The sequence below is a fragment of the Rouxiella sp. Mn2063 genome, assembly GCF_049319665.1.
Taxonomy (GTDB): Bacteria; Pseudomonadota; Gammaproteobacteria; order Enterobacterales; family Enterobacteriaceae; genus JBMOUD01.
Map to the genome: position 1 here is coordinate 191,805 of NZ_JBMOUD010000003.1, position 15,685 is coordinate 207,489.

The 15,685-nt window shown below is 44.2% G+C and carries 15 protein-coding genes; 6 read left to right on the forward strand and 9 right to left on the reverse strand.

The features are described 5' to 3' along the window. Positions 1-234: 234 nt before the first annotated feature. From ACL9RG_RS06315 to ACL9RG_RS06330, 4 genes are all read left to right on the forward strand, one after another. Positions 235-1,770, forward strand: a complete 1,536-nt coding sequence (locus ACL9RG_RS06315; protein ID WP_422791969.1) for a glucan biosynthesis protein G — start codon at positions 235-237, stop codon at positions 1,768-1,770. After that, positions 1,763-4,351: a glucans biosynthesis glucosyltransferase MdoH gene (gene mdoH, locus ACL9RG_RS06320; RefSeq protein ID WP_422791747.1), complete on the forward strand. Its 2,589-nt coding sequence runs from the start codon at positions 1,763-1,765 to the stop codon at positions 4,349-4,351. Before ACL9RG_RS06315 ends, mdoH begins: the two co-directional genes overlap by 8 nt. Positions 4,352-4,477: 126 nt before the next feature. Beyond that, on the forward strand, positions 4,478-4,723 hold the full coding sequence (locus tag ACL9RG_RS06325; protein WP_422791748.1) for a YceK/YidQ family lipoprotein: 246 nt from the start codon (positions 4,478-4,480) through the stop codon (positions 4,721-4,723). An 81-nt stretch (positions 4,724-4,804) separates the two neighbouring features. Then, complete coding sequence (locus ACL9RG_RS06330) at positions 4,805-5,203, forward strand: VOC family protein (RefSeq protein ID WP_422791749.1); 399 nt, start codon at positions 4,805-4,807, stop codon at positions 5,201-5,203. A 14-nt stretch (positions 5,204-5,217) separates the two neighbouring features. On the opposite strand, the gene mdtG is transcribed toward ACL9RG_RS06330, so the two are convergent. Together mdtG and ACL9RG_RS06340 are read right to left on the reverse strand one after the other, a co-directional pair. After that, positions 5,218-6,459 (reverse strand): multidrug efflux MFS transporter MdtG, encoded by a 1,242-nt coding sequence (mdtG, locus tag ACL9RG_RS06335; protein ID WP_422791750.1) that lies wholly within the window; start codon positions 6,457-6,459, stop codon positions 5,218-5,220. 257 nt (positions 6,460-6,716) lie between these two features. Further along, complete coding sequence (locus ACL9RG_RS06340; RefSeq protein ID WP_422791751.1) at positions 6,717-7,637, reverse strand: Kdo(2)-lipid IV(A) acyltransferase; 921 nt, start codon at positions 7,635-7,637, stop codon at positions 6,717-6,719. A 537-nt stretch (positions 7,638-8,174) separates the two neighbouring features. On the opposite strand from ACL9RG_RS06340, the gene ACL9RG_RS06345 reads away from it, so the two are divergent. After that, positions 8,175-9,242, forward strand: a complete 1,068-nt coding sequence (locus ACL9RG_RS06345; protein ID WP_422791752.1) for a rhodanese-related sulfurtransferase — start codon at positions 8,175-8,177, stop codon at positions 9,240-9,242. 76 nt (positions 9,243-9,318) lie between these two features. Here ACL9RG_RS06345 and ACL9RG_RS06350 read toward each other — a convergent pair whose 3' ends face one another. The 7 genes from ACL9RG_RS06350 to pyrC form a co-directional block, all read right to left on the reverse strand. After that, positions 9,319-9,897, reverse strand: a complete 579-nt coding sequence (locus ACL9RG_RS06350) for a YceI family protein (RefSeq protein WP_422791753.1) — start codon at positions 9,895-9,897, stop codon at positions 9,319-9,321. A 2-nt stretch (positions 9,898-9,899) separates the two neighbouring features. Then, positions 9,900-10,475: a cytochrome b gene (locus tag ACL9RG_RS06355; RefSeq protein WP_422791754.1), complete on the reverse strand. Its 576-nt coding sequence runs from the start codon at positions 10,473-10,475 to the stop codon at positions 9,900-9,902. A 412-nt stretch (positions 10,476-10,887) separates the two neighbouring features. Next, positions 10,888-11,550 carry a LuxR C-terminal-related transcriptional regulator gene (locus tag ACL9RG_RS06360; protein WP_422791755.1) on the reverse strand — a complete coding sequence of 221 codons (663 nt, stop codon included), beginning with the start codon at positions 11,548-11,550 and terminating at the stop codon, positions 10,888-10,890. Positions 11,551-11,838: 288 nt separating this feature from the next. Further along, on the reverse strand, positions 11,839-12,954 hold the full coding sequence (gene solA, locus ACL9RG_RS06365; protein ID WP_422791756.1) for an N-methyl-L-tryptophan oxidase: 1,116 nt from the start codon (positions 12,952-12,954) through the stop codon (positions 11,839-11,841). Positions 12,955-13,099: 145 nt separating this feature from the next. Continuing rightward, entirely contained in the window at positions 13,100-13,354 is a 255-nt protein-coding gene (bssS, locus tag ACL9RG_RS06370) for a biofilm formation regulator BssS (RefSeq protein WP_422791757.1), read from the reverse strand. A 404-nt stretch (positions 13,355-13,758) separates the two neighbouring features. Continuing rightward, on the reverse strand, positions 13,759-14,004 hold the full coding sequence (gene dinI / locus ACL9RG_RS06375; RefSeq protein WP_422791758.1) for a DNA damage-inducible protein I: 246 nt from the start codon (positions 14,002-14,004) through the stop codon (positions 13,759-13,761). Between the two features lie 105 nt (positions 14,005-14,109). After that, the gene (pyrC, locus tag ACL9RG_RS06380) at positions 14,110-15,159 is read right to left on the reverse strand and encodes a dihydroorotase (protein WP_422791759.1); all 1,050 of its coding nucleotides are present in this window, start codon (positions 15,157-15,159) and stop codon (positions 14,110-14,112) included. A 232-nt stretch (positions 15,160-15,391) separates the two neighbouring features. Here pyrC and ACL9RG_RS06385 point away from each other — a divergent pair, with 232 nt between their 5' ends. Beyond that, entirely contained in the window at positions 15,392-15,679 is a 288-nt protein-coding gene (locus tag ACL9RG_RS06385; RefSeq protein WP_422791760.1) for a putative quinol monooxygenase, read from the forward strand. Positions 15,680-15,685: the final 6 nt, after the last annotated feature.

Sequence of the window (15,685 nt, forward strand, 5' to 3'; positions counted from 1 at the left end):
ACTCCATAAATGTCGGGGTGCAACCTACTATAGACTAAGATAACTTTCCATAGCGGGAGTACCCCCGAATTGATATCCTTAAGTTCTTGTGTGCTTAAGCGGTTCATCATGAAGGTGAACCTCGCCTCTCTCACGTTGTCGGACATTCGACTCTTCCTTAAAAAGGAATGAAATGAGTTGAGCACATGTAAAGGAGAGGATGTGCTGGATAAAAATTTTTCCATAGGGCCAGATATGACTAAAGTCCGTTTGCTGAGTGCCGTAGTGTTGATGACCATGTTCTCCTCATCTGCTTGGGCGTTCTCTATTGATGATGTTGCTAAACAAGCCAAAGCGTTAGCCGATAAAGGTTACGAAGCGCCAAAGAGCAACCTGCCGTCACAGTTTCGTGATATGAAATTCGCGGACTATCAACAAATACAATTCAACCATGACAAAGCGTATTGGAAAAATCTGAACACGCCTTTCAAGCTTGAGTTTTATCACCAAGGGATGTATTTCGACACGCCGGTCAAAATCAATGAAGTGACCTCTACCTCTGTGAGCGAAATCAAATACAGCCCTGACTATTTCAATTTCGGTAATGTTAAACACGATGCCGAAACGGTTAAAAACTTAGGCTTTGCCGGTTTCAAGGTGCTTTATCCAATCAATAAAGCAGACAAAAGTGATGAAATTATGAGCGTGCTGGGCGCGAGTTATTTTCGTCTGATTGGCAAAGGCCAGGTTTATGGTCTGTCTGCGCGTGGGCTGGCTATTGATACCGCATTGTCATCCGGTGAAGAGTTCCCACGTTTCCGGGAGTTTTGGATTGAGCGTCCTAATCCTGATGAAAAACACTTAGTCATTTATGCATTGCTTGATTCGCCTCGTGCTACCGGCGCTTACCGTATGGATGTTTATCCTGGTCGTGAAGCTAGCATTGATATCCAGGCAAAAGTATACCTGCGCGATAAAGTCGGCAAATTAGGCTTGGCTCCTTTAACCAGCATGTATTTGTTTGGTCAAAATCAGCCTTCGTCTGTTGTGAACTATCGCCCTGAATTGCATGATTCAGATGGTCTATCAATTCATGCCGGTAACGGTGAATGGATCTGGCGTCCGCTGAATAATCCTAAACATCTGTCTATCAGCACTTTCACAACTGAAAATCCTAAAGGCTTCGGTTTGCTGCAGCGTGGGCGTCAATTCTCACGTTATGAAGACTTAGATAACCGCTATGACCTTCGCCCAAGCGCATGGGTAGAGCCGAAAGGTGATTGGGGTAAAGGTAAAGTTGAGCTGGTTGAAATCCCGACGGCTGATGAAACTAACGATAATATCGTTGCATTCTGGACCCCGGATCAACTGCCAGCAGCTGGCCAACCTATTGATTTGAGCTATCGTATTCGTTTCACACGTGATGAAGACAAATTGCATGGTGCTGATAGCGCTTGGGTTGCACAAACTCTGCGTTCTACTGGCGATGTCACACAGTCGAATCTGGTTCGTGAACAAGATGGCAGCATTGCTTATGTTATTGACTTTGTCGGTCCAGCGCTGAAATCACTGAAAGCTGACACGCCTGTAGCTTCTCAAGTAAGCATTGGTGATAACGGAGAGTTGGTTGCAAATAATGTGCGCTATAATCCAGTCACTAAAGGGTGGCGTTTAACGCTGCGCGTAAAAGTAAAAGATCCTAAGAAGCCGGTTGAGATGCGCGCTTCTTTGGTCAATGGTGATAAAACACTGAGTGAAACCTGGAGCAACCAGCTGCCTGCAAATGAATAAACCAACACATTCTACTCAAGATTATGTGAAGGCATTGCCCCTGACTGAGATTCAGAAAGGGGTAGTATCTCAACAGTTGCCAGATGCTGTTGATGAAGCCTTTACCACAGTGCACCGCCGACTCAGCGGTGCTGCATTGTCGTCGGAAAACACTCAGATTGATGCTGATGCGCCACTTGCTTCTGTCAAAGCGCGTGTTGCTTCTGCCTGGCCCGATGCGATGGAGCACGGCAATCTTGATGCGCAAGATGATGAAGGACGTGCAATTGTTAAAGCAATGCCGCCAGTCAAGCGTTCAAGTATGTTCCCTGAAATTTGGCGTACTAACCCAGTAGGCCGTTTTTGGGACTCGCTAATGGGGCGAAGTGCAATTTCTCGTCGCTATAGCTCTTCGCAAATGCCTGAATCTGAAAAAAGATGGCGTGCTGCGGGCTCCATTCGTCGTTATATCTTGCTCATTTTGATGCTGGTACAAACCGGGATCGCGACGTGGTATATGAAAACGATCCTGCCTTATCAAGGTTGGGCGTTGATTGATCCTGCCGATTTGTGGCAGCAGAATCTGATGCAATCGGTATTGCAGCTACTGCCATATGTGTTGCAGACAGGCATATTGATATTATTTGCTATTTTATTCTGTTGGGTCTCAGCCGGTTTTTGGACAGCGCTGATGGGTTTTTTACAATTGTTGATTGGTCGCGATAAGTACAGTATTACCGCGTCAACAACGGGTAATGAGCCACTCAATCCGAATAACCGCACCGCGCTTATCATGCCAATCTGTAATGAGGATGTAGAACGCGTATTCGCGGGCTTACGTGCGACTTATGAATCGGTAAAAGCTACCGGGCAGTTAGATCAGTTCGATATTTATGTCCTGAGTGACAGCTACGATCCTGATATCTGTGTCGCAGAACAAAAAGCCTGGATGGAAGTGTGCCGCGATGTTGATGGTCATGGCCGTATTTTCTATCGCCGTCGCCGTCGCCGGGTCAAGCGTAAAAGCGGAAACATTGATGACTGGTGCCGCCGTTGGGGTGGGGAATATGCCTATATGGTTATTCTCGATGCCGACAGCGTAATGAGCGGTGAATGTTTGACTGGCTTGGCGCGTCTTATGGATGCTAACCCGAATGCTGGTATCATTCAGTCTGCACCAAAAGCTTCAGGTATGGATACGCTGTATGCGCGATGCCAGCAGTTTGCTACCCGCGTTTATGGTCCGCTCTTTACTGCTGGTTTACATTTTTGGCAGTTGGGTGAGTCGCACTATTGGGGTCATAACGCGATTATCCGCGTGAAGCCGTTTATTGAACACTGTGCGCTGGCGCCATTGCCGGGTGAAGGCTCGTTTGCTGGCTCTATTCTATCCCATGACTTCGTTGAAGCTGCTTTGATGCGTCGTGCGGGATGGGGAGTGTGGATTGCTTATGATCTGCCTGGAAGTTATGAAGAGCTGCCGCCAAACTTGCTTGATGAGCTCAAACGTGACCGACGCTGGTGCCACGGTAACTTGATGAACTTCCGTCTGTTCCTGGTAAAAGGTATGCACCCGGTTCACCGTGCTGTATTCCTGACGGGCGTTATGTCTTATTTGTCTGCGCCGCTGTGGTTTATGTTCTTGGCCCTTTCAACGGCGTTACAAGTTGTTCATACGCTTATGGAGCCGCAATACTTCTTGCAGCCTAGACAGTTGTTCCCAGTTTGGCCGCAATGGCGACCAGAACTAGCGATTGCGTTATTCTCCACAACTCTGGTGCTGTTGTTCCTGCCGAAACTACTGAGTATCGTGCTCATCATGGCTCAGGGAGCTAAGCAATATGGCGGTAATATTCGTCTATTCTTCTCCATGTTGCTTGAGATGCTGTTCTCTGTATTGTTGGCACCAGTTCGTATGTTGTTCCACACGGTATTTGTGGTCAGCGCATTCCTTGGATGGGAAGCTGTGTGGAATTCACCGCAGCGTGATGATGATGATACCCCTTGGGGCGAGGCATTTAGACGTCACGGTTCACAATTGTTGTTAGGTCTAGTGTGGGCTGGTGGTATGGGCTTCCTGGATTTACGTTTCTTGTGGTGGCTATCACCGATTGTGTTCTCGTTGATCTTGTCTCCGATCGTTTCTGTGCTGTCGAGCCGTGCAACGCTGGGACTGAAAAGTAAAAGAGCGAAGCTGTTCTTGATCCCAGAAGAGTACGATCCGCCGCGTGAGTTGGTGGCGACTGAGGAATATCTTCAGTTAAACCGTGAACGTGCGTTGAAAAATGGCTTTATGCACGCCGTGTTTGATCCATCGTTCAATGCGTTAGCTTCTGCGATGGCAACCTCTCGTCACTTGTTACGTGACAGTATTGAACGTGGCCGTCAGCAACTGTTAGAGAAAGCGTTGCAAGCTGGCCCTAATAAGCTTAGCAAAGCAGAACGTTTGGTATTACTGGGAGACCCAGTCGTGATGGCTCGCTTGCATTCAGCGGTGTGGACCCAACCAGCACAGCAAGAGTGGGAGTCTTATTACAAGACCTTGCCGCGTAATGCGGAAGCGTTCCCAGAAACACAAACGTTGGAAACTCATCGCGCCTAATTGAGATGTGATGAATACCTGCGTTAATATTTAGAGCAAGGGCAGTGTGCATAATGCAGACTGCCCTTTTTGTTATGTAAGTATTTGGCACGTGGATAGATGGCTAAAATCATAGGTTGGCGAGATATGAAGGTATCTGTAGTCTTAAGATATGCATTATTACTAGGCTGGCTGATGTTGCTATGCGGTTGCGGCAGTATTATTAGCCGTGCAGTACCAGGTCAAGGCCACGGCAATCAATATTACCCGGGAGTGCAGTGGGATTTACGTGATGGTCCCTGGCGTTTTATTACGGTAATTGATCTGCCACTGTCGATGATTGTTGATACTTTTATGCTGCCCATTGATGCTAAACATGGCCCTTATGATTGAGTGATGCTGCGGCGTGTTTTGTGCCCATACCGAAATTCCTAATTATCTTGTTTTTTTACTCATAACGTATGGAGAGCAATCGTGATAGCTCGCGATACCATAATACGGATAGCTAGACCAACAGATAACCTGCAAGAAATTGGGCGGATGTACTGCCTGGGATTAGGGTTTGAGTTACTTGGTGAGTTTAGCGATCATCAGGGTTTTTCGGGCCAAATTATCGGCCATCCTCGTCACTCTTATCATCTCGAATTTACACATCATATAGGCACACAAGTTGGGCAAGCGCCAACGCAAGACAACCTGCTGGTGTTCTATATCCCTGAATTAGAGATCTGGCAACACCAGTGTCAGCAGATGCTAGAAGCCGGTTTTAAACTCGTCTGTTCCTACAATCCATATTGGGATGCAGTAGGAAAGACGTTTGAAGATGCGGACGGATATCGTGTGGTGTTGCAACAGCGTGCCTGGCAAGTCTGAGACAGGTCTCTATGTCATTTTGCAGTGGCTTGTCGGCGTCTTGGTCGCTGGAAACACCAATATGAATAGAGTGCATTAAAAAGCACCACTGCTGCAGTCACGCAAAATACCGCTCTAAATCCATAGCTGGCTGAGACGAAAGCTCCAAGTAATGGCCCAGATACGTTGCCTATATCACGAAATGACTGGTTATAGCTGAATACACGGCCCGCTACCTGATTACTGCAATTATAGAACAGCAGAGTCTGTACCGCAGGAAGCAGCGCGCCGTCCGCGGCACCCAATAAAAATCTTAAAATACCTAATTGCAGCGGGTTTTGCACAAATGCCATCGGAATTAACAACAGCGCGGATACTGCCATCATTGCGACTAAAATTCGTTCAGGGCCAATCCTATCGCCTAATTTTCCAAGTCTAGGCGCACTTATCAACGCAGCCATGCCAGGTGCTGAAGCGATCATTCCGCTAATAAATGCCAGGCTCTGGGTATGACCTGCTAATTCGCGCACATATAAGGTGAGAATTGGCGAGATTGAACCGGTAGCAACCTGGATAATCATTGACGAGACAAATAAGCAGAGGACTAATTTAGGATTTTTGAGTGAAGCGAAGACCTCTTTTCTATGCAGCAGATCTTTTTTCTGTACCGGTACAAATTGCTCCCTGACAAAATAAAGCGTCATTAAAAAGCATATAAACAACACGCCTGCGGTAATGAAAAATACGCTTCGTAGTCCGTAATTATCCGCGAGTATCCCACCAATCAAGGGACCAATAAGCGCACCGCTCACGCCCCCGGTTGATAGTGTGCCCAATGCCCATCCGCTTTTATTGCGAGGGATTTGGGTAGCGATCAAGGCGTTGGCATTAGGGATAAACCCTCCCAACGTACCCAGTAACGCGCGTAAAATTAGTAATTGCCAAATATTCTGCGCCACGCCCATTAATGCCATCGCCACAGCCATACCCAGTGCGGAACGCAATAGCATTATCTTACGACCTTTACGGTCGGCTAATCCTCCCCAAAATGGAGAAGCGACAGCTGAAAATAAAAAAGTAATGCTGAAGACTAAACCTGACCACATATTCAACGATTGATGACCAGTGACACCCAATGATTCTACATATAGCGGGAGAAAGGGCATGATCAGGCTGAATGCGGAACCTGTCAGGAAACATCCAATCCACACAACAAAAAGATTACGTTTCCAATTGATAGGAGCTGGTGAAGTGACCGATTCAGATGGCGAAGTCATAAATTACCGCTGGATGATGCCGAAACCGACAGATTTGTGAATTTAACAAAAAATTAATATGCGCCTGTTTATCATGCAATTCAATGATCTTATTCATCTATTTTAGAAATTAATTATATTGCGGTTTATTTTAGTTAGGTGAGGAAACACTGCGGGAAGTGAACCGGGTAGGGGACTTGCTACCCGGTTTATCTGGTAAGAATAGTAAGAGAGAAAGAACGGAGCGCAAATGGGTAATCAATGAGCACGAAATGTACTCAATAGAGAGATGGCTCGCCCTCAGGCCGTGTTTTGAAACGGCGATGCAGCCACATATATTGTTCTGGTGCCAGGCGTATTTCGCTTTCAACCACTTTGTTCATATAGGCAGCAGCAACAACTTCATCGTTTATCGGGAAATCCTCTACCGCTGGATGTAACAGCAACTCATACCCCTTGCCAGCCGGTAAGCGGCGCGGAGTGAAAGGTATAATCGCTGGTTTGCCCATTCGGGCTAATAAATAGGTGCCTGTCGTCGTTGCCGCTTTATCAACAGCAAAGAAGGGGACAAACACGCTACTACGCGGGCCGTAATCATGATCGGGCGCATACCAGATAATTTCACCTTGCTTAAGGTTACGAATCATCCCCTTGAGGTCTCGGCGATCAATCATTGCCTTATTAGAACGCATACGACCTTTGGTCTGAATCCAATCCATCAACTTGTTATCATGTGGGCGGTAAACACCTACCCCTGGATTGTGGATACCAAAGATACGAGCGCCTAATTCCAGCGTAAGAAAATGCACGCCGATCAGCAAAACACCTTGTTGGTTGTCGCGTGCGTGCGCGATATGCTCGAGCCCACTGACTTTAAACCAACGTTCAATACGCCAATCTGGCCAGAACCAGGCCATGCCGGTTTCAAATAAACCCATACCAACTGATTCAAAATTCTCTAACACCAGTTGTTCACGTTGCGCCGGCGTCATATCAGGAAAACAAAGTTCTATATTTCTGTGCGCGATGGCAGAACGTCGTTTAAGAAAGCGCTTAGAAAAACGGCCCAACGCACAGCCCATACGATAAATAATTGGATAAGGGAGCAGAACTAATAGATAAAGAATGCCCAGACCAATCCAAGTAGGCCAATAACGGGGATGTAATAATGAACGGTTAAAGGTCGGTACCTGAGTCATAAAATCTCTGCGTCACAGTTTAGAAGTCAAAAAATAAGCACTGTCTTGTGCAGAAGCTTTTCCCCTCAAGCTTGTCTTAATAATACGATAAGCCTGTGGGTTGGATGCGACATAACAGTAAAGCCATTTATTGTTGCACTTTTTTTGTTGCAGGTGAAAACGCACAGCATTAAAACCTAAATTATTACTGGCTCATGTCTAAACTTAGTACGGATTGCACGAAATTTCCTCAAAATGTTAAGGGGCGTGCGAGCGGCTAAGCCAATGAATATTGATAGAGAACCGAATTTTGTCAAATGCTATAGAAAGTATATAGCAGTGATTATGAAAATTATCGCGCTTTTAACCAAATACATACTGCTTGACGTTTTCCGCTGTATAAGCCCTCGCCTTTGCACTGACAGCACCCGTTTCGACTTTTATCATTTGATAACTTTAAGTATGATAGCGCCGCAATTTTATTGCAGCTTTACGTCGCGTTGGGCCACCGACGCGGATAGATTGATATCACCCTAATGAAATATAGGAAAGTACACCATGCCAGTGTTACATAACCGAATTTCTAATGAGGAACTGAAGGCACGCATGCTGGCCGAGACTGAGCCGCGTACCACCGTTTCTTTTTATAAATACTTTACTATTGAAGACCCTAAAGTTTTTCGTGACCAACTCTATGTCAATCTGGTCAAACTGAATGTTTTCGGGCGTATCTATGTGGCTCATGAAGGTATTAACGCACAAATTAGCGTTCCACAGAGTCAGTTCGAAGCCTTTAAACAACAGCTCTTTTCAAGTCATCCAGCGCTTGATCAAATACGGCTGAATATTGCCTTAGAAGATGACGGTAAGTCTTTCTGGGTGCTGCGTCTAAAAGTGCGTGACCGTATTGTAGCCGATGGAATTGATGATAAGACCTTTGATCCCTCTCAAATTGGTGAGTATCTGAAGGCTGAACAAGTCAATGCGATGATCGATGACCCTGATACGTTATTCGTTGATATGCGCAATCACTACGAATACGAAGTTGGGCATTTCGATCGCGCGATCGAGGTTCCATCGGATACCTTCCGCGATCAACTGCCAATGGCCGTTGAGATGCTCAAAGAAGATAAAGATAAAAAAATCGTGATGTATTGCACAGGGGGCATTCGCTGCGAAAAAGCTAGCGCCTACATGCTACACAACGGTTTTAAAAATATTTATCACGTTGAAGGCGGGATCATTGAATATGCTCGTCGCGCTAAGGAGCAAGGGCTTCCTGTTAAATTCAAAGGGAAAAACTTTGTATTTGATGAGCGTATGGGAGAACGCATCTCTGATGATGTGATAGCCACCTGCCACCAGTGTGGCGCACCTTGTGACAATCATACCAACTGTCATAACGATGGCTGCCATCTGTTGTTCATCCAGTGTCCAACGTGTGCGGCTAAATTTGATAATTGCTGTAGTGAGATTTGTCAGGCCGAGTTAAAGCTTCCTCGTGAAGAGCAGCGAGCTCGTCGGGCGGGAAGAGAAAACGGTATTAAAGTCTTCAACAAGTCGAAAGGACTGTTACAGACAACAATGCATATTCCAGCACCAACTGATAACACTGATCCTACGTAATACAATTATCCCGCCTGTAAAAATACAGGCGGGATATGTTTATGCAGAGCGATGTTTATAGAGTATTCGTCTCTAACTACTTCTGTTGTACGCCTTCCACGGCCAGAATCAGCTCAACTTCTTGTGACGCAGGGCCAAGATCGGCTTTGATGTCGTAATCTTTCAGCTTGAAATGACCCGTTGCTTCAAAGCCTGCACGATAGCCACCCCATGGATCTTTACCCTGTCCAGTCAGTTTTGCTTGTAACGTAAGTGGCTTAGTGACGCCATTTAACGTGAAATCACCCGTTACTTCCAAATGATCGGCTTCTTGTTTCACTGAAGTAGAGGTGAAGGTTGCCTGAGGATGTTTCGTCACATTAAGATAATCGGCACCGCGAAGATGCTTATCACGTTCAGCATGATTAGTATCTACGCTGGTGGTATTGATCGTAACGCTTACTTTATCAGCAGCAGGATCTTTTTCATCGAAAGCAAAGTTGCCATCAAAATCACGGAAGCTGCCGTATAACCAGCTATAGCCAAGGTGTTTGATACGGAATTCAATAAAGGCGTGCTGTCCTTCTTTATCAATTTTGTATTCTGCGGCAGTGGCGGAACCTGCGGCAAATAGCAAAGTTGATAATGCCAGGCCCAGAGTGGTTTTTTTTAACATGCTTATTCTCCATTTATAATATGGGTTTTAGTCGATCGTCCTAACATCCGTTTTAACGTATCATCACGGTCAATAAAATGATGTTTCAGTGCAGCGAGAGCATGCAAAACTGAAAGAATCACCAAGCCCCAAGCGAACCAAAGGTGAATGGTTCCTGCAATGTCTGCTTGTTGTTCTATACCACTTAATGTTGCTGGAATACTAAACCAACCAAAGACACTGATAGCCTGTCCTTCAGCAGTAGAAATTAGATAGCCACTGATGAGAATCGTAAACAAACCAATAAATAACAGCACATGTGCAAACCAGGCACCAAGTCGCGTTAATTGACTATTGTTATCCAGAGGCTTTGGTGGAGGAGATATAAAGCGCCATATAAGGCGGACAATCATCAATGCAAAGACTAGTATGCCAATACTTTTATGCAATTCTGGGGCCTGGTGATACCAAGTATCGTAATAGCCTAAACCGACCATCCATAACCCTAGCCCAAATAAACCGTATACGGCGAGCGCCACTAACCAGTGAATAGATATAGATATTCGACCAAAGCTCTTTGTTGTATTTTTCCAACGCATGACTTATTCCATATTTCAATGAGTCGCATTTTTTCAAATATATACACTTTGAAATATTCTGGCAACATTTAACGCATGGTGATTAGTTAATTACGGGATGTTTTGTTTTTATTTTCTTTAATGGTATGATTTATATGGATTATTTTGTTTTCTTTGGATTGAGTGAGTTGCGTTTAATTGAGAGGATTGCCGCTTCTATTTATTATATTTTTGTAAATTTATGCCAAAGAATGTCATCACCTCTCAAAAAAGATATAACATATATTAAATGATAATATTCATCATTAATAATGCATAAATTAATTTTTCGGTATGAATGGATTAAAGATAAATAAAGAAGATAAACCATCAGCAAGACTTGGGCTGATGGTTAGATAGATGGTTTGGGTAGACAGATTCAATCTGCAGTCGGCTAATTTATACTTAAGCTAAGAATGTCAGATTTTGTTTGCCTGCTTAGCGGTAATGTTGCTTTTCTGTTAATTGGCCAATATAAGTATTTTATTAAGTTATATACGAAACAGAACTCTAAACGATTATGTACTTTCATCTTTTGGGTTATATGACGTTTATGAACGTAAACTGTTCGACTACTAATATTCAGCTTTTTAGCAATACGATAATTCGGCATTTCTGCCATCCAGTAATTCATCACTAAAGTTTCTTGATCTGTCAGGGCTGAACTTGGCATTGTGGACTGATGTTCGAGAAAAACACTAGCTGGGGAACGAATGATATCTTTTAGAACAGGGGTAACGGCATGCTTGTTGAGAATGAAAAAATTATCAGATACCAAAATTGGTGCTGTACTTTCAGGATATGAAGAGTCCATATAGCAAAAAATCGTACAACTATGCCTAAGTTCAAGAAGCTCTCTTAGGGAAGGGTCAACATCTGCGATGTGGCAGTATTGGCTGACATTAACAAAGGCGATATCGGGTTTAAATTCTTCAACAGAGGAGAGTGCATTTTCGATGCTGTCAAAATCATGTATCTCAATGTTTTGATCCGCGGTTAAAAAAGCATATATTCCTAACCGCGTAAAGGTACAGGGTTCAATAATTAATAGCTTCATACTATACTTCCTTGTTGTTATAAATGCTTGTATTTATAAATACTTATAGTCATAAATGTTTGCTACTATAAGCGTTTAACGTTACAGGCTATCATCACTATAAGTACATTTTAGAAACCACTCCTGTGCTTTCTAATTCTAAAGATAATTATTTATGAGTAATGGTGTCAATAGATAAAACGGCCATTTTACTTTTATTGATAAAATATAACTCTACCTAAAATGGGTGGGTGTTATATGTTCGCCGAAAAATAATGGCGAACATTCATAATTTTATATCAGCACTGTTTAATTAAAACGCTGCAAAGCAAAGGGAGTGAGATCAAAATCTATTGATTTATTTTGTGAAAATAACGTCACAATCTCACCTAATACGCTGGCAAATTTAAAACCATGTCCACTTAAGCCACTTATTACTAATGTATTAGTATGTTGTGGTAATTGGTCAATAATGAAATCTTCATCGGCCGTCATATCGTAGGTACAGGCTTTACCTTCTAAACAGACACCAACGCCAGGTAAAAATTCGCGCAGAAAACCGAATACTTCTGTGCCATCTTCTTTGATTGTGCCAAAGGCGGTTCTCTGTTCCGGTGAATCGATATTTTGGCCACCGTTATGTTTGCCCAATTTCAATGCATCTTTGACGGCAGGGAAACCGTAAAACTGATCGCCCGTTAAAGTTTGCATTGTAAAGCCTGGGAAAGAATTTTCTTCACTAAAACGGCCGTCGGCATGATGCCAGGAAAACACTTTACGCATTGGCGTCATAGGTAATGATGGTATGAATTTTTTAACCCATGTTCCTGCTGTCAGAGCAAGTTTAGGTGCCCGGTATTGTCCTTCATGAGTGGTAACGACAGCAATATCACCTTCATAGTGAATTGATTCTACAGGACAATTAAACAGCTGAGCGCAACCTGCTTCGCGCGCTAATCGTATATAGGCGCTTACGGCTTTCTCACACTGTAGATAACCTGAATTTGGTTCAAAAACGCCACAATATTTTTCAGAAATATTTATTTGTGGCCATTTTTGTTTAATCTGTTCAGCACTTAAGTTTTCAGTACGTAAATTAAATTTGGTGGCGCTCGCTTTAACATTCTCGATAAATGCTGAGCCTTCAGGCGCAATATTAATCACGCCGCATTTATGGAAAATTTTTTCACCGGATAGTTCGGCTAACTCATCCCATAGTTGCTGGGCACGTAGCACCATAGGAACATAGCGAACACCTTCACCATACGCGTGGCGAATCAATCGGGTTTCACCATGATGGCTACCAGATTGGTGAGGCGGCATTGCGCTGTCAATCATCAGCACATTAAGTCCTGCCTTAGTGGCGTAATATCCTGCTGCAGAACCGACAGAACCACTGCCAACTACGATTAAATCATAATCCATACTTACTGGTTCCCCTGAATAAATTGAGCAATATAAGACACTCGCCATCATAGAGAGTTTATGTGCCATAAGGCAAGTTGGCGCAGGGGAGGGCATAAAAAAAGCACCTGTTGTTCAACAGGTGCTTTAGGCTACTTTGGGAGGGTTAATGTTTTCTATGGTCAATATATTGCAACTCAGTGGATTCTATTTTTTCAATGCCAGCTTCAAGAATATTTATAAGTTGTCTTGCTACGTCGGTAGTTAACCATAAGGTTCTGTCTACCTGTGCATCTTCCGGCGGCTGATCTTTAGAAGACAGGTAATGAAGACGTATCATCATTGCATCATAAGCGTCGACGGTACTGATATCCCAACCAACAAGTGGGTGTGTCTGAATAACTTCATCATTTCTGTCCATACTAGACCCCTTATTTTGTAGTAACTTTCTAGAGTAACTAACGAGGATCATTGCGGCTCACAATTTGGTGAACATTTTCAGTATAATCATTTACTCGATTATGTGGATATAAATACGAAATTTAGTTGTAACTATGTATCTCAGCACAATACTTGGTCACTGCTATTCCCGCCATATTTGAAGTTGCCTTGCAGTTACTTATCCGAATCACTCACTGCAGCAAGCTCATCGGGACACGTTCCTTTGCGGCCTTAAGGTAACGCCAATTATTTTGGGTATATATTGATAACAAAAATTAGGAGAGAAAAGAGAAGTGCAGTAACTAAAAAAGCCGGACAGCGACGCCCGGCGAAAGGAAAAACAGCTGGCTGATTAGGCCTGATTATTATTAATACGCATAAAATCTAGTCAGCACTGAACCAGTCGTCGGCACTTTCCCAGGTTTCTTGTAAAATTTCTTCAATTCGGTCTTTATCTGTTTTTGCACCACCCATCACCGAAAGGTTATTAGTGCTGGCATATCGGACATGGACCGAATGACTGTTATCAGTAAATTCTCGATCGATTCGTTTCAATAATTCACCAGAAAGTGCCTCAAGGGCGCCGTTTGGTAAAGGTTTTGTTTTATCGATAGTGACTTCAATACGCATAGCCGCTCCCGTCAATAATATACTGTGAATATATACAGGTTTCTGAGCCTTAGCAAGATAATGCGTAAGAATCAGGAGAAAGGCTAATCACCTTTCTCCCTTGAATCAACAGGCTGTCACTTTCCAGTTGAGGGTTTGTCCCGCTAGGAATGGAATCACTGTCTCGCTGCCATAAGGAATAGACTCAGGTTGAGTGACCTGCGTGCGAGTCAGTTCAATAAAGTCCTCATTGATTGGCAGGCCGTAGAAGCGTGGGCCATTCAGAGAACAGAAAGCCTCTAGGTGTTGTAAGGCGTCCATTTCTTCAAATACTGTCGCATAAGCCGGGATCGCCAGCGGTGCATTAAAGCAACCGGCACAACCACAACTCGACTCTTTGCGGTCTTTGGTATGAGGGGCCGAGTCTGTACCGAGGAAGAAACGATCGGCACCGCTGGCAATCACATCTCTCAACGCTTGCTGGTGCACATTACGTTTAAGAATTGGCAAACAGAACAGATGCGGACGAACACCACCGACTAACATGTGATTGCGGTTAAACATCAAATGCTGAGGCGTGATAGTCGCGCCAAGAAAACGATTGCCTGCCAGCACGTACTGGGCTGCTTCTTTCGTTGTGATGTGCTCGAAAACAATTTTTAGCTCTGGGAAATGGCGGCGAATTGGTTCCATCACTTCGTCTATAAAACGAGCTTCGCGGTCGAAAATATCAACATCAGCATGGGTGACTTCGCCGTGGATCAGCAGTGGCATACCAATTTTCTGCATTCTCTCCAAAACGGGGTAGATCGCAGGTACGTTGCTCACACCGTGGCTAGAATTGGTCGTTGCATTGGCCGGGTATAACTTGGCTGCAGTAAACACGCCTTGCTCAAAGCCACGAGCCAACTCATCGGGATCGAGTGTATCGGTTAAATAGCAAGTTAGTAGCGGGGTAAAACGGTGACCGGCCGGGATGGCATCAATAATACGCTGACGATAGGCAATAGCAGCATCGACGGTGGTTATTGGTGGCGTTAAATTTGGCATCACAATCGCGCGTGCAAAGACTTCGCTGGTGAAGGGCAACACGGTTTTGAGCATATCATCATCACGAAAATGGATATGCCAATCATCAGGGCGGCGAATTTTTAAAACTTGTGGTACTGCGGTCATGAGAAAAACTCCGGCATCGAGAGACAAGGCGTACAAATCAGGTGCAGTAATGGGAGCATTATCGGCGGGGGGTAAGAATAAGCGTAAAATGCGTCGGATGCATCCGTTTGTTGCGTTAAGCGTGAAATCAATGGCGTAATAGGGCAGTAGCTATAACGAGTTGCGCTATGACAATGCCGCCTGTTCTGGTTTGGCTTGCTCTGACGATACATTCATCATTTAGGAGTTATATATGGAAATCAGGATCCTTGCCCCATTTACGGTAAAACCGGAGTATGTCGAGGCATTGAAACAACCACTGAACGATGTCATTTCGGCGAGTCGAAAAGAGCCTGGATGTTTACAGTATGATTTGCAGCTTGAAATTGGCAGCAGCAACTCTTTTGTTTTCTTTGAACGTTGGCGTTCACAAGAGGATATCGATTTACATGAGAAGAGCGCTCATTTTCAACAGTTTATCGCGGCGCTTGAGGGTAAAATCGAGCATATAGAGATTAAAAAATTGAAGCTGATTGTTTAATCATCA